Source organism: Pedobacter cryoconitis (assembly GCF_003259615.1).
Taxonomy (GTDB): domain Bacteria; phylum Bacteroidota; class Bacteroidia; order Sphingobacteriales; family Sphingobacteriaceae; genus Pedobacter; species Pedobacter cryoconitis.
The window spans coordinates 1-21,479 of the sequence record NZ_QLLR01000028.1 but is presented as its reverse complement, the minus strand read 5'-3'; the positions used below and the strand labels follow the sequence as shown (position 1 = coordinate 21,479).

Genomic DNA, 21,479 nt, shown 5'->3' with positions numbered 1-21,479 from the left:
CAGATCAACAAACTCTACTTTTTTTTAGCAGGAGTTGTTGCTTCTTTGTCCATATCATCATTGCTTCCTGATAAAGCTTTACCAGAAATCTGTGTTTCTAAGAACTTATCAAAAATGTCCTTATACTTGGTTTCTGGCACTGATCCAAAATCATTATATAATTTGTGATAGTTGACCGCTTCTTCAATACCGTTAACTAGATTATGATTCATAATTCCAGACCATAGAAGATCTACCATTAGATCAAATGCTTTTATTGCATCGTCTTCTACCCCATTGAATAGATCACCGATCTCGTTCATTGTGATTTTCCTTTTCTCAGTTAAAAGCTTAATAGCGAACATTCCAAACAGAGCAATGATCTTTTGGCCATTGACTTCAATATTTAATAATCCTTTCATTATGCTTTAATAGTTTTAGCTAGTGCTCCTGTGCCAGTCATTTTAATAGTAAATGTTACCGCAGCATCTTGTTCAGCTGAAATTTCAATTGATTCTAAGAAGCAATTACCACTGTAAATCATATCACCAGCTTCTCCAACACGCTGTTTAAATGATACTGCAAGCATTTCTTTATTAATAAAAGCATCTGTAAATTTCACTAAGTTTTCATTCCATACTACAAGGCCTGAACAGCTTCCTGTCCATTTCTTTGAGGTTGGCATACTCTCTCCCCAACTACCTGAATCTTTAGTCGTGACATCAACAAGTGTTGCATTTAGGCTAATTGAGCATGATCTGCTCATTGCTATCGGTAACTCCCCGATGAAGAATAATAGATCAGATCCATTGAATAGTATTGGTGCACTCATATTTTTTTGTATTTATTTGAATTTTAATCCTCTTTTGATGAGGTCATTTCAGATAAATAGCTCGAAATGGAGTGCACAAAGGCTGATAAAACAGAAATGTATTTTGCTATTAATTTTTAATCATAAAAAAAACTCTTACACAATTAAGAATAAGAGTTTATAATTAGTATATTTAAGTATTAACAAAACACACCTAAAATTGGGGATTCAGATTTACTTTTTCCCCTTTTTAATTTCTTGTTGAGGAAACTAATAAACCATTAACCCAAGTCATTCGATAAAAGGCATCACCTCCTACCCTTATATCTTGGGTTGCATTAATTCCTTCTTGTCCAGTACTGACTTCAATACCATTTGTTATTTTAACCTTTCCATTAAAGTAACCTGCATACGATTTACTACTTCCTCCTGTGCTTTGATCTACTCCAACAACAGCAGCACTTATTCCGCTAGAATCATTATTACGATAACGTAATAATCCTACAACTGAAGCATTGGTGGCAACACCAACAGTTGAAGAAAGGAACTGCATTCCAGATCCATTAGCAAAGAATCCATTGCCTGAACAATAAGCTGTATCACCAGCTGGAGTATTCATCTTTATTCCACCAAGCGGATTACCAGCTTGCCCAGAATCAATGTTAGAATCGATCCTCAGTGATTCGTGATTGTCCTGATCATAGAAGATCATATTGTTGTTAAGTCCAGAAATTACAATACGCTTACCTGATGCAGAAGTCTGTAAAGTGTTGGATGTTGTCACTAAAGCATTAATATATTCAGCGTTAATAATTGATGCTTTGATATATTCTACATCCAATAATGTCCCCTTTATGTAGCCACCAGATACGATTGTTGTACCTAATTTCCCTACTTCTACAACATCCTGATAGGCTAAATCCCTTAAATTACCGACAAGTGCATTGTGAAGATCTGTTGCAGCCTGTCCATATGCAGCTGCTGCATTAGCTTTATTTGTTGCATCCGCCTTAGCTGCCTCTAAATTGTTCTGAGCCTGGAATATTCTGGCCCGTTCTTCCTGAGTAATCTTTCCATCTGCGTTCGCAATTGCTACCTCTCTTTCATAAGCTGCTTGTGCATTCGTATATGTTTTGGCTGAAAGAATACTTGCTGCTTTTGCTGCATCAGCTTTATTTGTTGCATCTGCCTGAGCAGAATTTAACGCTGCTGTATTAGCTACATTGATTGCAGCAGTATATTTGGCAATTAAATTAGCAGTAGACACAGCAATGCTATTATCAATAATTACAATTAATTCGCCCCTTACTTTAGCGGCCTGTGCTTCTGCATATGCTTTAGCTGTTGCTAGTTTGAGCTGCGCATCAGCAATAGCCCTGGCTTCCTCAGCAGTTACAATACCATCTGCAAATGCATTAGAAGTGACAACTGCTAATTGCTTTTGCGCCTCAGCATAAGCCTTTGATGCATCTAATGAAGATTGTACGGCATTAATTCTTTTTTGCTCTTCTGCGGTTATTTTACCATCTGCATAAGCTGCTGCTATTGTCCTACTGTACAGGTCTTGTGAATCACTATAAGCTTTAATAGCGACCAAATTTTGGTTAGCAAGGTCAATTTGAATCTGCTCAACGTCTGTTATCTTACCATCAGCGTAAGCATTAGCAGTAGTTATCGCTAATTTTTTTTGGGCTTCAGCATAGTCATTTGACACCAATATAGCTTCGTGTTTTGCACTTGATATTAAATCGTAAAAATCCTCTGGTGCATGAGTAAAATCGATTGGCTTATTACCAGCAACAATCATTATATCCTTCATTTCAATACCATAATTCAAATTGACAGGCATTGAATAAGGAAATGATTGATCACTTGTAACAGAAATTGGTATAAATGAAAATAATTTAGAAGAATCACCAGTTTTGAATACACCAGAATATCTTCTCCATTCCTCGTCAATAATAAACTCTACACCTGATCTACCTTCGAAATATAGCGTCAACAATGTATTGGATGTAGATTTAGCTAAAAATGAAATGGCAAATTCGCTATTTAACAGGAAATTTCCTTCCTGCAACAATTCTGGAACTACAGAATTTATAAATTTAGATCTGTCTCCATTGATGAAGTAATTTCTTAAACCAAACTGAATATTGTCTACATAACTTTTGGTTGCTTCGGAAATAGCCTTTAATAGCAGTATTTTTTGATCGTAATATTTCCTAAAAAATGATCTAAATTGAACAGGCACAATATCACTGGTAATACTAAGATCCACTAAAAGAGGCTTCAAATAGATATCCAGCTCGGTAAATGAAATATCATAATCCAATATTTCAACACCATAGGTGATTGCCTGTTCCTCTAGTTTTGGCTTTTCATCGCTTATGATCTGCCACTCCTTTAATACGTTTGGCTTCTCACCTGCCGATAATTTATAATCAGCTGCAATATCAAGTAATAGCTGATTCGCTGTATCTGCTGCTTCCTGAGCAGTTGCTATCTTAGTATCAGTTTGATTCTTGTTATAATAACTCGTTAAATTGTAATTGAAACCACTGGTGTATTTTGATCCGTCTTTGAGAATGGTTGTTAAAGTAACCCGATTGTCTGATGTGCTAAACTCATTTGATTGTATAATCTTTGAATTTGCTTCATTCCAATTTATTTTATTCTGGTTTGTTATAGAAAATGCAGGTGAACCACGAAAGATAGGGTCTGATTCAACTTTTAAATATCCATTTTGCTCAGGTGAACCCACATTGGTAGACTTTAGATCTCCAACTCCAACTAGCTTACCTTCATATGAGCAGACATCATTAAGTTTAGAGTTTAGACTTATTGATTCAATTACAGTCTCACCCCAATAGCTATAATCAAAGTTAGCCTGTATAACACCGAATTTGATAAAGAACGGTTCACCAGATAACATTTTATCAGTAAAAAATCCTACATCAAACCCATCATTATACGATACCAGTCCATCAAATGAGATATTCCAGTCTCTGTTACCTGCCATTGAATCATTCCAAGAATCAGAATCCTTAGTAGAAATATCTATAAGGCTTTGTTTCAGTGATAACGCACAATTCTTACTATATGCAACTGGTTGCTGATTGATATCATAAAGCACAAACTCACTTCCTGTAATTACATTTCTCTGCATGATTACAATTGTTGAATTGAGTTTTTGAAAGTGATTAGCTTTCTTATAACATAACCGTCTGTACTTGCTGATTCAATTGTTCTTGTATCCGCTAATGAAGTTGTATAAATATTCCATTCAGTATCCTGATAGAACGTACCCCTAGTTAAGATTTTCTGGAAAATCTGATTTGCTATCTCATTGGATAACTTATTACCCCCGCCTGAATTGAAACGAGTTACAATATCTATGACGATTGTCGCATTAAACAGAAAGCAATCTGAATTCAGTACAGGGGCTAAAGTGACATTAGATAATATAATGAATGGAGCAACCGCATCATCAGCTACCCTATCAAATACAGTTATAAATTTACCTGCAAGAATAGAGATATGATTATTGAGCTTATCAAAATAAGCCTTTCGGTATGTGTTAGTAGGGTCTTTAGCGAAATCGGTCATATCCCATAAATAGCATCAGAACTGCTGTTTTACTGGATATTTAACCGAATATTATTCGATTAATTAAACAAGCCTACCTGATATAATTGCTAACCTGAGATCGTTGATTGTTAATATTTTTTTGGGCTTTTGTTTATTAAATAAATTAGCGAAAAACTTAAATATGACATCCCCCTCACCTCCGAAATAATCTTCTATTTGGAATTCAGAAACATCCACATTGAACTTCTTTGAAAAATCCAAAATTAGATCATCTGCATCATCCCCATAAATGCCATAATCGTCTGACAGACTATTATTCAGCATTGAATCATCATGATTTTTACTAGTATACTTTTCAAGAAATTTATATAGTTCAGTGTTATCCATAATATTACCATTTACTACTATAACCACCACCACCGAAAGAACCACCACCAAACTTATCATGATGTTTGCTTTCATTAATTTCAATAATTAATTCGACTGCATCAATAGCAACCAGCCCCCAACCTACGTAGGGAACCGCCCTACCCAATGCCCTGCCTAAGACGTTGGTACCTAATATTCGCACCCCCTTACCTAAAGTTTGTGGGAAAAGTTTGGAAAGGTATTTTGATGCTATGGATGTGGCTCGACTTGCGCCAGGTGTCACAAATCTCTTTTTTATAATAGGCAATCCCAATGCAACCATTGAAGTACCATATATGGATGTAGAATAGTTGTGTTTATCGACTGTATCAACAACTTTAACTAATTTAATCTCATTAATATAGGTATGTGTGGGATTGATAAGTCTTCTTTCATTGAAAAAATTCAGTGTATGAAATTCTTCATTTAACGTATTTTTGAGCACAATTTCTGGATGCATTGTACTGTACTTCAATTTGAATTCCGCATTTTTCCTTGCCTTTTCAATTGATTTAAGCAATTGCATTTCAAAAAAATAGTCTGACATATGAAAAATATTTACCTTAACAACAATAAATATACGCTAAGGTTTCATACTATTTTTTAAATTCCTTTTTAAATTTTCCAACTCAGAATTGATTGCTGGATGAAAATAAGGCATTGGTTTAATATTTACTCCATCACCTTTTTTGAACTGCAATGCAAAATCCTCCCAGCCAATAGGCACAACAACCTGATTTCCAGTACCATATTCAATATATGGACTTGTGAATTTATTAAACCCGACCTCACCTCCATATCCATCACCATCATATAAGATGTAACCTGACTGAGCAATTCCGCCTACTGAATCTTTAAATGGTAATGCAGCAAGATTTTGCTTTGCCTTTCTCTCAATGTTGATTGCTGTTTCAGTGATAGCCTGTTTAGCTTCAGTTTTATTCTGCTGGGCTAATTTAGCCAGCTTATTAAGGGTAGTATCGAGTCCCTCTACTCGTATGTTGAATTTATCTGCCATAACTATAAATAGTGAGCAGAAACAATAAAGCCCCTCGTTTCCAAGGGGCAGTCATTGATTTTTCATAAAAACAGTTTTAAACTTTTATTTCGACTTTTTACTGGTCTCCACAACAGTTGTGTTGGGATGACTTTTAGCGTACTTAATAGTTACAAATTTTCCTGTTTTTGCACTTCTCGCTGATTTCGACATATGTGTGTTGTTATAATTTGATATAACTATACAAATATAAAATGCTTACTATTAATTTTAGCAAGTTCTTATCAACAGCGGTGGAAAAGAGACGACTAACGGTGACATAAATCCTATAAATATTTGAAATAAAATGTGTAATACTATAAATGAAAAAAATGAACAGTTTAACTACTTGACATAATCAACTTACAATCAAGATATTGGATACCCAATATAAGTTGGAACCTTTAAACCAATATTGTCTGTAGCATTACCACGTTGCATTCGGTAATCAAAGGTTTGAACTTGTTGAACAGGTTTTTGACAATTAATTACCCATTGTGAGCCGCTACCAGTAACAGATAAAACAGTATTACTAATGACACTATATGCCTTACCAACTTCGTTAGAAAATAAGGTTTGAGTTATTCCTCGATCATATGTTAATTTAATACTATTACCAGAAGCAGTTGCTGTTAAAATCTGAGGTAGACTAACATCAAATTTTGGATCTTTAATATTTTTATTCCTGTTGAAAACATTTATTAATCCTGTTGGATAATTAGCTGAATAACTATCTGCACCAACGATATTGACCTGTTGAATTAATCCACCATTTATAACTAGCGACATATCTCTATATTCCATTTCCTTTGGTAAAGAAGAAAGATCCAATGTTATTATCATCTTATTCCCTTCAATAACAGTCGTTTTCCCAACATTTAACTTAGTCTCATAATATTCAGCAAATTCAGACATATTTGGTATCCACATACTATCTTGATTACCTGGATGCTCTTGTATGTATTTCATAAATTCAACAAAGGTATCAAGGCTTTCATTTCCATCAGTAATTTGATGGCTGAACATATGTCCCATTACTTTTTTTGAACCAGAAAGACTATCAGTTATAACCCTGTTTACCAAATCCTTTAACCCATATAAATCTTCTTCGTTCCAGTTTGCTGCAAAAGCTCTTGAAAATAAGAACCTATCTATTCTTGCTTTATTAATAGTTTTCACATCTATAGCAGAACTATATTGCACCAGATTACCGTTGTCGTCAGCAACAGATTCACTACCAAATGTGCTCCCAATCAATTTATAACCAAGGTATGGTGCTAGATATGAATACCCCTCATCAGCTGTCGGTATTACAAATGTTCTTGTTCTTAATCCACCAGAATTATTATAGATACTTATTTCATTCTGTCGGATCTGATAATACTTATCATATCCTTTTGCTCCTCCTCCGTGAGCATAGCTATGGTTAGAAAGTCTGTAATCATAAGGAAACATTGCCTTATAATTTTCCCAAGTGGTTGCTCCAGGATTTAAATCACCTCTAACAATCGCATCGTTAATTGCAAAGGTGTAATGATATTCTACAGGATTACCACAACCATCTGTGTAACGATATCCTGGATAAATGTTACCATTAGAAGCTGTTATCCCACCGTGGCATACAGCAAAAACATCATTATCATCAGTAGCACCATCATCTTTAACTAAAATCATTCCAGCACGCTTATTATATTTCATATCAGCGAATTGAAATGATGGTGATACAGGTGTATTAGCAAATACAACTTCTATAGTTATTACGTCCAAGCCAACAGGTGGAACACTCCCACCTGAATTGACTATTCTTCTACCTTTTATACCGATCATACAAAACCTCCTGAATACTGTAGATTCTGTAATACAAAGCCTTGTGAACCACTTACAGCTCTGATATACAAAACAGATTGGGGCTGTGGAACGTTGGTTAGCGAAGTCCAAGACACACCTGCGTCAGTACTATACTCAAAATAAATTATCGTACCATTTGCTCTAATCCTACCTTTAGTATTAGCACTTCTTGGTAATATCGGACTTCCCGCATATGTATTGCCATTGTGAGCTAGAAATTTATGATCTCCATTAGAACCACTATACATTTCATAACTAGGTGCATTAGCCAACTGAGAGCTAGTTTGAAAACCAATAGACATAGTTTGTACCCCATCAGGCTCATTTAGATCCATCATTATAAATCCTGCACCTCCAATTGGAAGTGTTAAAGGGCTAGAAACATAGGCATATTGACCTTGTTCATTTACTGTTACCACATTATTTTCAATAATGTCGCAATACCCATCATTAACTAACTGAGTCAGTGCAACAGAGACTAATGGTAGGCTAAATCCAACTGTATTAAATAACCAAGGCGAAGCATTGTTTATACCGTCTACGGCCTTTACCCTCACTCCAATTTGTCCAGAAGAGTAATCACCAGCACCAATATTCCAAGGTTTAGCGGTTAGTGTAACAAATGTAGCTCCACCATCTTTTGTACCTTCATAGGCACTAGGAGTTGTGTAACCAGCTGTGTAAGTCCAACTGAATGAATAACTTGAATTATTATTAACTGGCAGTGTAGGTTTAGCAGGAGTTGAAACTATACCAGTAAATGCAGGTGAACTTGCTAAAGGTGATTCATTTCGATCTGCATTGGATCTTGTCTTACCAACCCAATATCCGAAAGGTCTATTTACATTACCTACGTTGATTTGAGTAGTATAAGGAATAAATGAGCCACCGTTTTCACTAATTAAAAGTTCAGAATTTCCCAATGGATGACTTAATGTTAATGTATTAGCAGAGTCGTTACCATTAAAAATAGGTGCAGCTGGTGTAGCTTTTCCTTGAACATCAGTCTTCACAGATAAGATAAAATAATTTGAACCTGCAAATCCAGTACCCGTAACTCTTAATCTGAATACATAGTCAGTGAGCGGAGACAGTCCAGTTGCTATAACTGAGTTCGCTGAACCAGAGTAAACTAGCACCGCATTAGCGAAGGATAAATTAGTATCGCGTTGAATAGTATATGTAGTCCCGTTAGCGACATAATTCCACGATAAAGGAACAATATCGCCACCTATTATCCCTGCAACTAAAGTTGATGTATTAAGCTTATCTAATTGTTCACCACCACCAGTTGGCGCATCTATCCAGGTCATATTACCTTGGAATATCTTGTCAGCTCCCCAGTTCGGTAATGATCGCATTAAGGCTGTTAACGTCTCAACTGTTAATCCTGTGGAATTTCCTTGAAAAAGGTAAGGGTCAGATCTTGTGCCACTACCCGATAGATTACTAAAAACTACTTCTGGTAATTCTGCTTCTGGTATTAGACCATTTATTTTACTTGCTTTTCCAATAAGTAACGTTTCGACTTTCGTTGAACTATATGTTTTTTCAGGAGATATAACAGCATCATCAATGCTTGCATTACCAGCTCCTATTGTAGGTTTGTCAATTAGATCATTAAATGATCCAGTTTTCGCAACAGTTTTCAGAGCATCAAATGATGTCTGATCTGCTTTGGAATTAACAGACACTTTTATTTCGTTTAAATCCTGGGCATTTATTTTTGTAGGATCATATGGGACATTTTGTGATTTGTCTATAAAATTTACTTGTGACATTTAATTATTTAAAATTCTCATAGGGGTTCTCAATCATGAAAACCTCTTTATTATTATCGGATGTTGTGCATACCAGCTGGTATTCTCTATCCTGATCATTTATAATAGAATGAATGGTGTAATACTGATTACCTGATTTTATCAGCATTGATTTATCGATATCAATATCCTGTCTAAAACGGATTGAAATATGGAAATATCCTACCAAAACTAATTGCCCTTGCTGTAAACCTCTCTTTTCAGTTTTGGCTATAATATTTGCATTGTCTGTAAAGAGGAAAGTATATGACGGATAAGTACCACCTTGACCATCACTGATCTGGTCAGCTTTCCAAAATTTAATTAGCTTATTATATTTTACTGCATTCTTCATTAGTAGATGATGACCTTTCTATACTTATTTATGATCTGAACAGTTGTATTGGATAATATCAATCCACCATTGTCCACATCCAGGTAATTCTCGCGATGCATATAATTGGTCGCAACGTCTTTAAGTAAACTTAAATCTATTAGTGAATTGTCAGCATCTGTGATTTGTGTTGCCTGGATGATTGCTGCATCCATTAATAATTGGATCATTACATCATCAGTTGTATTGGAAGGATGGATATTAAGGTATTGCTTTGCCAGAGGTAATGTTATCATGATATATTATTGTATAAAAAAAGGTGGTGGATTTCCCCACCACCTTCTGTATTTGTTAAGAGTCCTAAGACTATTTTTTCAATGCTACCATTGCACTAGTAAAATCTCCCGTTACGAACGCACCTGGATGATAAACTGGTAATGCTAATCTTTCTTCAGCTAAAATGGTGATTAAACCTTTTTTAACGTTGTCAGCATCCGAAGGGTAATAAGAGATTGTTAAACCCTGACGATCTTTGATCTCAGCACCGAATCTGAAGTCACCTACTAAGAATTTACCTTCTGGAATAGCATTAGTTTCAACTACTGGAATTCCAGCTACTGATAGATTTCCATATGGAAAAATATAATTACCTGTTGAGTCTTTCGCTAATTCTAATTTGGTCTTATCTGTTGGGTTAATGGCGATTGCGGTTGCAGAATAGTTAGCTTTTGCGATCATATTCGCTGACACTCTTAAAACATCATACTGGTTGATTGTTGCACCTGTTCCCATTGCGAAGGTTGTACCTGTAAACTGTACCGCTGTAGTTGCTACACCTTTGATATCACCAACACCGAAAAACAATTCATTATCTTCTGCTTCAGCCATTTTAGCTGGAACACGATTTTGCAAATAACTTGTGATACCATCAACGTCTGCAAGCATTTCTTTTGAAACAACGATATATGTAGAGATAGTTTTTACTAGTGCAGTAGCTTGTGCAATTGAGAAGCTTGATTCACCTGCTGCAACACCTTCTTCTTTGATAGCTGCACCATTCGTGTAACCTGTTTCACGCACATATTTAACAGCATCTGAACCAGTAGAACCTACAGCAAATAATTGACGTGCATTTACTTTACGTGATGGTGCTGCAACGATACCTGGCTTATATTCTGGGTTAATATCAGCTTGTGGCTTTAAAACAGCTTTCAATTGGAACTCGAATCCCTTAGCTAATAATTCTGGTTTTGTTGAATTAAAATTAGCTTTCAACTCGTCTGCAAAAGACAAGCCTTTTGCTTCGATAACTGCATTTTTTGCAGACAATTGATCCAAATGATTTTGGAATTCTGTATTAGCTGTTTTTAATTCAGCGATTTCATTTTTTAATTCAATATTTGATTTGTTTAAATCTTCTTTAATTGAAGCACCTAATTGCTCCATTTTTTCGTTTAATTCCATTTTTGGATTGGGTATTCTTATTTTTTATTATATCCTTGTAAGAAGGATGATATAAGTTCTGCATCGTTGTTTTTAACCTCAATCGCTGGCTCTAGCTCCATCGGGTTATCAGTATCTGGACTGTCTTGCAACGGGTCTGATTGCTCTGTAACTGATTTTTCGGTAAGATTTAAGTGTGTGGTTTTAACCTGATTCAGAAATATTTGGAGTTGATCTATAGTGTCATTCGTGACTTCTGATTTCAACATTTTTATCATTTTATCGCAGTTCTCAATGATTGAATCACTTGTGAATTGAGATTTAAAGCCTGTAAATTGTGCCTGCTCATTTGCACCCCAGGTAACAGAGCTGAATTCAAACAGCTTTACTTCAGAGATTTCATTGTATGAGCCTTTATTGCTTGATTTTACAGTCTGGAAACCTATTGAATGTTCTTTTATTGTTCCATTACGATATAATTCCAGTACTTCATTTCCAAGGGCTGTATCAGCTATAGTGGTCTCAAAATATAAACCTTTGCTATCTTCTCTCAGAACTGATGGTCTGCCCAAAAGTTGTACAGGGTTATGTTGATATAAGTGAACAATACGAGGCTTCAGACTATCTACACCATTTTCATTTAAAGACTTTGAAAACGCTCCCTGAGTGATCAGATCACCATCCGAATCAATAACATTGAAAACTGAGGCATAACCACATATGGTTCTGCTTTCGGTATCAACTGTTATATCATTAAATTCAAAAGATTTGTGAAGTAATTTTTTAGACATTTATCTGGGTACTTTCAGATAAATAGCAGGAGTATCGATAATTGATCAGGAGAATAACAGAATAGTATTCGGTTAATATTTTATATTTGATATATGCCTACTATCGACGAACTCATCAAATACCACCAGGAAGGAGAATTTTTAGATTTTAAACGAGAAGAGTATAAGAGTATCAAAAAACATAAACTAGTTATTGATGTCCTATCTTTTGCAAATTCTGAACATCAAGGGGATAAGTTCATTATTATAGGTATTGAGAAAGTACAAAATGTAGTTACCATTTTCGATGTACAAAATGCCGATGATGCAGGAATAATTCAGCAAACAATTACTGACAATATAAAACCTTCATTAAAAATAAGTTATACTGAACATCAATATCTAAATAAGAATATTGTAATTCTAACCATTCTGAACCCAGAGAATAAGCCATATGCGATGAAAAAGCGATTAAACGACCCATCCAATAAAGTGGTACTTAAAGAAGATTCTATGAAGATTAGAATAGGTAATATCAATATTGATATGCGTTTAGAAGATTTAGAAAAAATCTATAGTAAGAAATTCGACTCTAAACCAAACTTTCAAGGCAAAGTCAAAATATTTTTTAAAGATAATGAAGATACAAGAATACAATTAAAATCTATCGGAAGTCCTGAACTACCATCAAAAAAGGAATGGTTAAGGATACAGGATTCAATAATGCGATTGGAAGATGCAATCCATCATGAAGATAACGAAGCCGTAGATAGTCAGTATGCTGGTCTCAGACAAAATGAAGACCGCAAAAGAGCTATACACACTCTTAAAGCTCAACAAAATAATGTCACTATTACATATAGATATCAGGATTACTACTTATTAGGTGAGATTCTTAGTAATAAATTGAATTTCGGCATTCTAAACAATGGGGATTTCCCCCTTAAAAATGCTACTTTAATAATTGACATTCCACAATATGAAGGTCTTCATATTGTTCCTCGAGTTTTGACCAAGGAAGAGTACGGCAAAGCTAAAGATAATGACTTAAGATACTATCCTAAAATTTCCAAGCTTCCAGACGGATCTAATAAATTATTTATTGATGTTGATGATATTAAACACAAGCTTCCGCAATTATTACTACTTTCGGATATAAGACTTTATTTTTATGATAAAATGATAGGTACATCTATTAAATTAAATCTAACATTACACGCAGAAAATTATCAAGAAATATTAAAATTTGAATTATTTATTGACGTAGTTTAATCCTCAATAATAAAGTCATCAACCCCTTCCATTGGATGCAATTCCAGCCCTTGACTGATCCAATATTCCCTGGCATCAACAAACACCTCAGTTCCTGTTTGTTCAGGAAATTTAGATAAATGCTTAATCTTGCCAGCAAGCAATGCAGAAGGAATACCATTAGGAAAAGCGCTGCATGACTTGGTATCTGCATCAAAATGAAGACATTTATTGCAGTATCGGGTGTTAGTATCTTGATTTTCTTCCATAATTATAAATAGTTAGTTTACTTGGTTAAAGCCAAATATCGATCAAAATATTCAACCAGGTAACTTGGTAACGTTGCGTCTTTGCGGTGGTACATTGTGAAAGTTTCAGCAAAAAATTCATGCTCATTCGATGCTGCATAGGCTGATATTTTATACTTATCCCCATTACTTCTGGCTTTGACATAGTTTTTATAGTTTTCTCTGTTCAATTCTTTTGCCAGATCACTAAGGCTACCATCAGGGTTTTGCATCTTTTTATTAATTGCTTTAGTACCATTTATGCCCCCTGTACGCTGATCATGCAAAATGTGGGCAAATTCGTGGACTAGCGTATCGGATGTAAGCGATTCTTTACCATAATGTACTGTATATCTGGCATATTTCTTCTGTTCTTCCAGCTCTTTAAGTTTCTTCCTCCATTGCATAGGATTTCTGCCTGCTTCAATATTCCGTTTAACGATGAATATATTACGATCCAGAATATCCTGATAACCAGCCTCGTATTTGTCATAGGTAGTACTGATATTATTCATATTCTTAAACGTTGTATGGTTGATTGATAACCGCTGAAAATTGGCAGACATATATGCTGTTCTGCTTTTAACATTTTGACCTAGGCTGTCCAACTCCCTCACTCCATATGTTTCCTGCAATTCAAACAGAGTTTGGTTAATTTGATTTGCTACATCAATATCTTTGATCCAGACAAAATCAACGTTTTTAGCTATACTGTTATCGGTAACAAACTTTTCAGCCTCTAGCAGATTTTTAGCTGGTGTAAACACCTTTTTCAATGGTTTTACTGCTTCAAATATATCCAACTGATGTGGCTTGTTGATTATTGGCTCTGCTTGTTGAGATACAATTGCATGAGATATAACCTCACTGGCTGGAATAAATGCTACCACACATCTACAATTGCATATATTCTTACTAGTTGCACCATTTGAGCTGTCTCCTGGATGAAGCATCTTTTGATCTCCAACAGTAAATAAAGCATCCATTGGAATTGGCTCCGATCCGACCATTGCAGCATGAGCATCCCTAGTCCTATCATCACCACTACGGGCAATCCATTGCTTATAAAGCACTAAACCTGATGACTGAGCTGCATATACAGCTGCTTTATTGCTCGAAACTGCATTCTCTGTCCTGGCTATTAGTAAAGCTCTTTTTTTGGTAGAGATTTCTCCCCCTAAACCAAGAATTGATTTAGCTACCTGTTTAGCACCAGTCTCTGCTGCATCAGACATAATTTTTCTGATCTGATCCCTGGTGGTATCCGTTACACCTCTTACTTTTTTAGCGCAATCAGCAGACTGAGTATATCTAAGAAATTCCTGTTTCCAATAATTGATTTTATCAGAATTGTCAATTACATAAGGTTTTGGCTTTTTAGCTGCCTTTGTTTCAAGGATTACACCTAATGATTTCTGCCTGGGAAATGTTGAATCAACAAATACAGCAGTTGCAATACCTACAGAATCATATATCTTCTTAAGAATATCCAGTGTATCGGATTCTTTTACTAATAATTCAACAGGCGTACCATTATCATACAATTTGCTGGCTTTAGCATAGATATCTGCTAACCCTTTTGAAGCAATCCTGTAGCTAATACGTTCATGCTTTTTTATTAGGTCATTGTATTGCTTATAGTATATTTTTGGATTCAAATGGAATAAGAGGTAATAATAAACCCCTGTCTAAAGGGGTTGAAGAGCTTAGTATCTGCTATTGATAATCAGATAAATCTTGGTTAGGATCAGTATTAAGACTAATTGAAGTATCAGATAAAGGCACTAGATTCTGAGGGATGAAGTACTCATTCATTAATGGATTCTTTGTATCCTCTCCATAATTGGTTGCCAATCTCTTTTCATTCGGTGTTGTCCACCACATTTTTTCCAGTTGTGCTACTACCTTATCCATATCTGCTGCCAGTTGAGGTAGTACCGTAATGTCAAAATCAATGAAATAATTTTTTCCATCTGCTTTTGAATAAGCAGGACACAACCATTTATTTAGCGAATCCCTTAGCGTTGTTAATTCAGGCACAACTACATTGTATATCAGTGATTTTTCTGCCTGCTCATAATTGGAATAGGTTTTCTGTGTATCATCGCCTAATAGCAATGAAGGAAAAGAATAGATATTACATAGGTCTCTAAGATTCATTCCCATGCTTTCCACAATTTGCATATCTTCTGCTGTTTGACCAAATTGAGTAAATTGAAGATCAGCTGATACCATCATTAGCTCATTGGCTGTTGCATTCATAAACCTATCTTTCAATTGCTGCATTTGGGTATCGTCTAAAGACTGTGATTTATCAAATAACATCCCATATGCACCCTTATTCTGTATAATTGAGGCTTGTGTCTCATATGCAGTATTAGATAGCTGCATAACTTTCTGAGCTGCTTTCAGCGGACTTTGACCATACAGATGCAGGCTATTATTGAAATCAGGATTCCAGTATTTTAGGTGCAGAATTGAATCTTTCTCTAATCGTTGGTTATTACCGCTTAAATTATAATATTCAACAATGTTACCTGTTGCTACAATATTCATTAACTGTGCTGGTAATACTGATAAACCTATAATCTTATCTATATTTATTCCAATTTCTGGCTTGGAGCCATAGATGTATGAATTTCCCGTGATCAGTTTATATCCAATGACATTTTTAACAAATTCACTCCATTGTTGGTATTCATTTGGCTGATCCAGCAGGTCAATAATCTTATGTGAGTCAACCTCTTTTAATGACTGATCTTTAGCAATTAATGCTTCAGCACTCATTAGATTCTTATTAAGGGTAAATGATTTATATCGTTTTAGTTTCTTTGTGCCCTGGATTTCATAGAGGTAAAATGGCACTGCTGACATCTTATCCGTAATCTGTTTTATTATTGAGTAGATCACTGGATTACCTGCATATCCATTTGTAATATATGCCTGGCTATTATCATTAAGCCAGTTGATTCCAGTATTACCCAAGATCGGATACATTGCCGCTGGGTTATAAGCCTTTTGTTTAAAAGGATCTGCTGGTTTTATTGTTGGTGTAGTAGTAAAGAAGAGGTCTAAAAATCCCATTAATTGTATTGTTCATCGTATTGTTTTATTCCTGCCATGCAGGTTATATGTATATAAATAGTCAGCTGTCAGACAAAGAAGCCCGCTCTTTTAAGCTCTAAGAATTCACGCATGATAAGAGAATCTGAAAAATCGGGGCTATGGCCTATGATCTGCTTAATCTTCTCCTTACATAGCACCTCTAATTTCCCAGTATCGTTATCACTGTTAGCTCTTTTAAGCTGCTCCAATTCTGGTACAATTTCATCTCTATATCTCACATCCTTTATCCAGTATCCCGCCTCAGATGCTCTTTGAGCAAACTTATAAATGCACTGAGTCTTTAGATTCTTATAATTTTCATCGTTAAGTGCTTTTGATCCATTCTTAAATGACTTTGCGCCCTGGAGAAATCCACTTGTACCATCCTTTGACCCAATGAAGTTTCCAACTCCATCACCATCAAATACTATCCTACTCTTTGGCACTCCGTAGGTTTTAGCCATTAATTCTATTGCATCTATGACATCCTTACCAGTGGTCTTTGGAATGACTTTTATTTTCTCCGCAACAAATCCCTGCCAGTAGGTTAATACCATCTTATCAGCCCCTTCCATTGCTATATCAGCAGTGATTGCTTTCTTACTTACATCGGATAAAACGTGAGAATTATTAAATAAATCCAGGATTTGATCATATGTTAGTAATGCAGATGGATCATTGTCGTAGTCCCAATTCCCAAATAATAATCTTTGCTTTGAGGCATTATCCATTTGGTTTAGTGACTTCACATATTCTTTTGATACAAATGGGTTATCGCTTATTAGAGATTGAATAAAAGCTTTATAAGGCTCTAATGTCCCATCAAGATTTGGTTTATAATAATCCGCATATACCCAATTCTTTGAAGGGTTACACGTTCCCATTATCTTTGGTATCAAACCAAATTCATCCAGTTTATATCGAATTCTCGACTTTAATACCTGCCATGCTTTTAATGATAGTTCGGCTATTTCCTCACACAGAACGCTTGTTACTTCTACACCACCAAGTGCATCAAATTCAAAATCAGATGGTTTTTGGAATAGGTCTTTAAGTAGGATTTCACTACCATTAGTAAATAATATTGTATTGGTCTGCTGGTTATAATTGAAATCAACCCCTTTGATTACACCTTGAAGTTTACATACCTCAAAAAATGTCTTTAAGGTGGTATTACGTAAATTACTAAGCATTGACCTACCTATGAGATGCCTTGATCCAGGGTATTTGTAACACTGCTTTAATATCCAGTAACAACCTACAACCGATTTTCCACCAGAAACACCACCACCGAAAACAATTTCATTATGAATATTATCTTCAAGAATATCAAGAACCTCTGTTTGTTTGATACTAAATTTCAATTATTCAGTATCCTTTCCAGCTGGTTTTACATAGGTTTTCTCCTCATTCCACGTGATTTTATCACCGCCTGTGGTATGGTCTATCTCCTGCTTATCAGACCATTTATATTTATTTTTCAATACAAAAATGGCAACAGTAGCATTTACTTTGTTTGTTAATGCCTGGCTCAAAAGATTAGCTTCAATTTTTGCTTCGATTCTTTTTATCGCTCGAATAACTTCATCATCATCTTTGAACTTAGTTGTCCAGTACTGCCAGATGTCAGGATATAGCTCACTATCAACTAATGAAATAGCCAGGTAAACCACCTTGTTATCTTCGACGTGAAAGTATATTTTATTTAATGCTTTTATTACAGTGGTTTTGTTCCACTTTTCAGCATAGTTGTTCCCTCTTTTGGCTGCCATCTGATGTATGTTTCAGATAAATAGTTGGCAGATGGCAATTAAAATCAATCAAGAACCGAAGAATGTTCAGATATGAATGATAATATATTGATTAAGGCTAAAAATTCATTATTTTTAAAGGGAAAATCATTATCTTCAAAATATTTTATTTCTTAATGGCTAAAACTCCACAAAGCTCGACAACACTCCAAAGCATTGATAGTAGAACCAGCTCAGCAAACCCTTTTAATGACTGGTTTGCTAATCCCTGGAAAACTACTTTTACCGCTTTTGCATCAATTGTTAGTCTGATTGCCATCGGTTACGGAATTGCTTCGCACTTCGATAGTGAAGGATTTAAGATCGAAAAAATTGAGCTTAAGCAAGAATATGGTGAAAAACTCCAAAATGCCATAAATGAATGTCGTGAGGGCAAAATGAAAAAATATGATGATGATATAAATCAGATCAGAGCAACGGTGGAAACATTAAAAAAACAAAAATGAAAAAGGCAATTTTTAATGTATTCTTGATTGTTTGTTTATTGATAAGTACATATCTTTTATTTAATTCAGAAAGATCAAACAGCCGACTTATAAGGCAGATCGAACTAAAGGACAGTTTATCAAAAAACATCACAAAGAACGACTCTGTTTTTGCAGAAAAGACCAAAGAATATGCAAAAGTAATTACTAAATATGTCTCAAATTGTAATTTCAAAATTGGCAAAAAATCCATTAGTACACCTGAGTTATTAAAGATTACTAATAAAGCGATTATTGATGCTGAAGTTTATAAAGATTCTTTAAGAATAATGAAATTTTACAGTGAGCAGTACAAGAAAAACTCCACCAATCTACAGGTTAAGGCAATTTCCAATAGTGATTCGACCTTCATATATAAAGGTTTACTAGGTATAGTTTTGGAAAATTACAAGATAAAACCAGATTATAGCCGTGACGGAGATCGATTTCATTTTTTTATAAAAGGCATATCCACTGTTGACTCTGCTCTAGTATTATTTCCATATTACAAACACAATTTAAGACGAGACACATTGACTAATGTATGGACAACAGTTATGGATACTGAAAGAAATATTAAACGGCAAACCAAGAAAAACAAAAAAGATTAATAAAAAACCCTACTCAAATGAGCAGGGCTAAAAAAAGAATATTTTAAAAAGAGTTGCTGATCAGTTCTTAAAATGTCTCCTATCTACAATTCATAATAATGTATTTTAAGAATCACTATTTGCCTCAAATGAGTTTTACATATTTGGATAAGCTCATTCCTTTTGAGACTTCAGTAACATAGGTGGAACTGATTCCTGCCTCAATAACCACGTTTTTCACTCCAGCTTCTTTAATTTCTTTAGGATACTTAATTCCAAATAAATGAATCATTGCAACCTGTTCACCACGAGGCGCATTGTCATACATTTCTTTCAATTCCTTACCTAAATTTTTCTGATCCATAATATTTAATTTTTCCATACAACAAATGTAGCTATTAGCTATTTGATATAAGCTAAAATATTAAAGCTATTACATTTAAATGACATTAAGATTTTATTGGTACCTCTTTTTTTGAGCTGAACTGATACGTGCCTTTGTTATATCAGTTCGTTTCTGACCAAGTTTTTCAATTGCCTCCTGGCTTTTCTTATGACCAAGTACTTGTGTTTTGCTCTTACTTTTTTTTTATGCCACCATATTTCACCCTATACCATATTGGATTGTTAAATGTTTCTTCTAAAAAAAACATAAAAAGGAAGTAAAAACACTAATGTAACAAAAGCAAATTTTGAGTATCCACTTTAATAAGAGAGAAGTGTGAAACTTCTCTTTCGATCAAAATTATATACCTCTACTTTGACCTTTCATATAGACAGAAACTCCTAACAAAAAAATCGCAAATATAATTGATAGAACACTAGCAAGCCCCGTATTATTTTTTGTGTTTTTTGATGTTAAACAACCAGCTATTAGCCAAAAAAGAGGTGTAATTGAAAGTATAAGCAAAAAATTATAATATCCCTCATAACCTTTAAACTTCAAAAGTCGTTGGCCAATTATGGCCAAAATAATAAAAATAAAAAGCGGTAGAATTGTAATTATGAGAGACATATTTGGTTAATTAGATATTACCAATATAATAAAAAATTCACACCCATTATTAAAATCTGTTTTTTCGCTCCAATTAAATAACTGGTCTTAAGTTATGATTGTGATAATGTACTAGCTTCACCATTATTTCTCTTATTTCTTGGAGATATCTGTCATCATTCCTGCATTTTTCATATGCAGAATGGCAATAATCTGACACCTGTGGCTTACTAATATTTAGATAGCTAACCAGTGTATCACCTGTAATATTGTAACATATACGAGCTACAAATGCTATTTTCCGCTTAATATTCACGACATATTTCTTTCTGCTGCTAGATCTCAAATCTGTTATAGTTGCTGATTCATTTGCCAGGATAAAATCTGTGATTATATCTAGCTGGCTGAACTGTAATTGTCTAATGAAATTCTTTATATTTCTTATTTTATTAATATCCATTTTTTATTTTTCTGAGTTTATGATGGCTGCGATAAACACAACCGCTATGATAAGTGATCCAAGTATTGCCATTAACATTTGTATTTTTTTGTTGCTAAACCTAAAGGCAAATCATATATTTCTTTTTGTACTGTCTTAGCTCGGCATTTGTATATACCGATTGAAAAGTGTACCAATATCCAGTTGAAAAGTGTACCAGTTAGCAAGGATTAAATCGTCCCTTTAGAATGAACTAAAGGAACCATAATTCATGTTAGAAGTGGAGACAAATCATAAGATTATATTACTCTATTATCGAGAAGGGCTCAGCCAGCGGAAAATAGCAAAGCAACTCCATATTCACCGTAGAACCGTGCGGGAGCGACTGGCAGAATATGAGTTGTTCAAGTCTTCTCCCTTAAGTGATCAGGATAAACCCTCTTCTTTGTTGAACCAATATCTACGGACAGGTTCAGTTTACAATAGTGCCAACCGTTCAAAACGGCGGTTGAATGATGAGGT

General features: G+C 34.7%; 23 protein-coding genes. 4 read left to right on the top strand and 19 right to left on the bottom strand.

Going from position 1 to position 21,479, the window contains the following annotated elements; genetic code table 11:
• Positions 1 to 14 precede the first annotated feature (14 nt).
• The 13 genes from LY11_RS20795 to LY11_RS20735 all read right to left on the bottom strand — a co-directional run bounded on the left by LY11_RS20795 (position 15) and on the right by LY11_RS20735 (position 12,037).
• Positions 15 to 401 carry a hypothetical protein gene (locus tag LY11_RS20795; RefSeq protein ID WP_111635559.1) on the bottom strand — a complete coding sequence of 129 codons (387 nt, stop codon included), beginning with the start codon at positions 399 to 401 and terminating at the stop codon, positions 15 to 17.
• Complete coding sequence (locus LY11_RS20790) at positions 401 to 811, bottom strand: phage tail tube protein (RefSeq protein ID WP_111635558.1); 411 nt, start codon at positions 809 to 811, stop codon at positions 401 to 403. Before LY11_RS20790 ends, LY11_RS20795 begins: the two co-directional genes overlap by 1 nt.
• A gap of 229 nt (positions 812 to 1,040) precedes the next feature.
• Positions 1,041 to 3,956, bottom strand: coding sequence for an HlyD family secretion protein (locus tag LY11_RS20785; RefSeq protein ID WP_111635557.1), 2,916 nt, complete (start codon positions 3,954 to 3,956; stop codon positions 1,041 to 1,043).
• Positions 3,957 to 3,958: 2 nt separating this feature from the next.
• On the bottom strand, positions 3,959 to 4,396 hold the full coding sequence (locus tag LY11_RS20780; protein ID WP_111635556.1) for a hypothetical protein: 438 nt from the start codon (positions 4,394 to 4,396) through the stop codon (positions 3,959 to 3,961).
• Positions 4,397 to 4,459: 63 nt separating this feature from the next.
• Positions 4,460 to 4,765 carry a DUF1493 family protein gene (locus LY11_RS20775; protein WP_170132739.1) on the bottom strand — a complete coding sequence of 102 codons (306 nt, stop codon included), beginning with the start codon at positions 4,763 to 4,765 and terminating at the stop codon, positions 4,460 to 4,462.
• A gap of 4 nt (positions 4,766 to 4,769) precedes the next feature.
• Positions 4,770 to 5,333, bottom strand: coding sequence for a hypothetical protein (locus LY11_RS20770; RefSeq protein ID WP_111635554.1), 564 nt, complete (start codon positions 5,331 to 5,333; stop codon positions 4,770 to 4,772).
• Between the two features lie 36 nt (positions 5,334 to 5,369).
• Complete coding sequence (locus LY11_RS20765) at positions 5,370 to 5,804, bottom strand: hypothetical protein (RefSeq protein ID WP_111635553.1); 435 nt, start codon at positions 5,802 to 5,804, stop codon at positions 5,370 to 5,372.
• Between the two features lie 387 nt (positions 5,805 to 6,191).
• The gene (locus LY11_RS20760; RefSeq protein WP_111635552.1) at positions 6,192 to 7,649 is read right to left on the bottom strand and encodes a hypothetical protein; all 1,458 of its coding nucleotides are present in this window, start codon (positions 7,647 to 7,649) and stop codon (positions 6,192 to 6,194) included.
• On the bottom strand, positions 7,646 to 9,451 hold the full coding sequence (locus LY11_RS20755; protein ID WP_111635551.1) for a phage tail protein: 1,806 nt from the start codon (positions 9,449 to 9,451) through the stop codon (positions 7,646 to 7,648). Before LY11_RS20755 ends, LY11_RS20760 begins: the two co-directional genes overlap by 4 nt.
• A gap of 4 nt (positions 9,452 to 9,455) precedes the next feature.
• A complete protein-coding gene (locus LY11_RS20750) occupies positions 9,456 to 9,824 on the bottom strand; it encodes a phage head closure protein (protein WP_111635550.1) in 369 nt (122 codons plus the stop codon).
• Positions 9,824 to 10,099 carry a head-tail connector protein gene (locus LY11_RS20745; RefSeq protein ID WP_111635549.1) on the bottom strand — a complete coding sequence of 92 codons (276 nt, stop codon included), beginning with the start codon at positions 10,097 to 10,099 and terminating at the stop codon, positions 9,824 to 9,826. The genes LY11_RS20750 and LY11_RS20745 overlap by 1 nt, the downstream gene beginning before the upstream one ends.
• A 70-nt stretch (positions 10,100 to 10,169) precedes the next feature.
• Complete coding sequence (locus tag LY11_RS20740; protein WP_111635548.1) at positions 10,170 to 11,267, bottom strand: phage major capsid protein; 1,098 nt, start codon at positions 11,265 to 11,267, stop codon at positions 10,170 to 10,172.
• Between the two features lie 17 nt (positions 11,268 to 11,284).
• Positions 11,285 to 12,037, bottom strand: coding sequence for an HK97 family phage prohead protease (locus LY11_RS20735; RefSeq protein WP_111635547.1), 753 nt, complete (start codon positions 12,035 to 12,037; stop codon positions 11,285 to 11,287).
• A gap of 93 nt (positions 12,038 to 12,130) precedes the next feature.
• Here LY11_RS20735 and LY11_RS20730 point away from each other — a divergent pair, with 93 nt between their 5' ends.
• Positions 12,131 to 13,288: an AlbA family DNA-binding domain-containing protein gene (locus tag LY11_RS20730; protein WP_111635546.1), complete on the top strand. Its 1,158-nt coding sequence runs from the start codon at positions 12,131 to 12,133 to the stop codon at positions 13,286 to 13,288.
• On the opposite strand, the gene LY11_RS20725 is transcribed toward LY11_RS20730, so the two are convergent.
• From LY11_RS20725 to LY11_RS20705, 5 genes are all read right to left on the bottom strand, one after another.
• Positions 13,285 to 13,536, bottom strand: a complete 252-nt coding sequence (locus LY11_RS20725) for a hypothetical protein (protein ID WP_111635545.1) — start codon at positions 13,534 to 13,536, stop codon at positions 13,285 to 13,287. The two genes, LY11_RS20730 and LY11_RS20725, sit on opposite strands and share 4 nt — an antisense overlap.
• Before the next feature lie 17 nt (positions 13,537 to 13,553).
• Entirely contained in the window at positions 13,554 to 15,212 is a 1,659-nt protein-coding gene (locus LY11_RS20720) for a zinc-dependent peptidase (RefSeq protein ID WP_111635544.1), read from the bottom strand.
• A gap of 58 nt (positions 15,213 to 15,270) precedes the next feature.
• Entirely contained in the window at positions 15,271 to 16,638 is a 1,368-nt protein-coding gene (locus tag LY11_RS20715) for a phage portal protein (protein ID WP_111635543.1), read from the bottom strand.
• A gap of 68 nt (positions 16,639 to 16,706) precedes the next feature.
• The gene (locus tag LY11_RS20710; protein ID WP_111635542.1) at positions 16,707 to 18,023 is read right to left on the bottom strand and encodes a phage terminase large subunit; all 1,317 of its coding nucleotides are present in this window, start codon (positions 18,021 to 18,023) and stop codon (positions 16,707 to 16,709) included.
• The gene (locus LY11_RS20705) at positions 18,024 to 18,431 is read right to left on the bottom strand and encodes a terminase small subunit (protein WP_111635541.1); all 408 of its coding nucleotides are present in this window, start codon (positions 18,429 to 18,431) and stop codon (positions 18,024 to 18,026) included. It abuts the gene before it with no gap.
• Between the two features lie 155 nt (positions 18,432 to 18,586).
• Between LY11_RS20705 and LY11_RS20700 the strand changes: the two genes are divergently transcribed.
• Both LY11_RS20700 and LY11_RS20695 read left to right on the top strand, forming a co-directional pair.
• Positions 18,587 to 18,916 (top strand): hypothetical protein, encoded by a 330-nt coding sequence (locus LY11_RS20700; protein ID WP_111635540.1) that lies wholly within the window; start codon positions 18,587 to 18,589, stop codon positions 18,914 to 18,916.
• Entirely contained in the window at positions 18,913 to 19,545 is a 633-nt protein-coding gene (locus LY11_RS20695; RefSeq protein WP_111635539.1) for a hypothetical protein, read from the top strand. The genes LY11_RS20700 and LY11_RS20695 overlap by 4 nt, the downstream gene beginning before the upstream one ends.
• Positions 19,546 to 19,669: 124 nt before the next feature.
• Here LY11_RS20695 and LY11_RS20690 read toward each other — a convergent pair whose 3' ends face one another.
• Positions 19,670 to 19,906, bottom strand: a complete 237-nt coding sequence (locus LY11_RS20690; protein ID WP_211321617.1) for an HTH-like domain-containing protein — start codon at positions 19,904 to 19,906, stop codon at positions 19,670 to 19,672.
• A gap of 1,331 nt (positions 19,907 to 21,237) precedes the next feature.
• On the opposite strand from LY11_RS20690, the gene LY11_RS20675 reads away from it, so the two are divergent.
• The coding region (locus tag LY11_RS20675; RefSeq protein ID WP_170132738.1) for a helix-turn-helix domain-containing protein at positions 21,238 to 21,479 on the top strand (242 nt) is incomplete at its 3' end.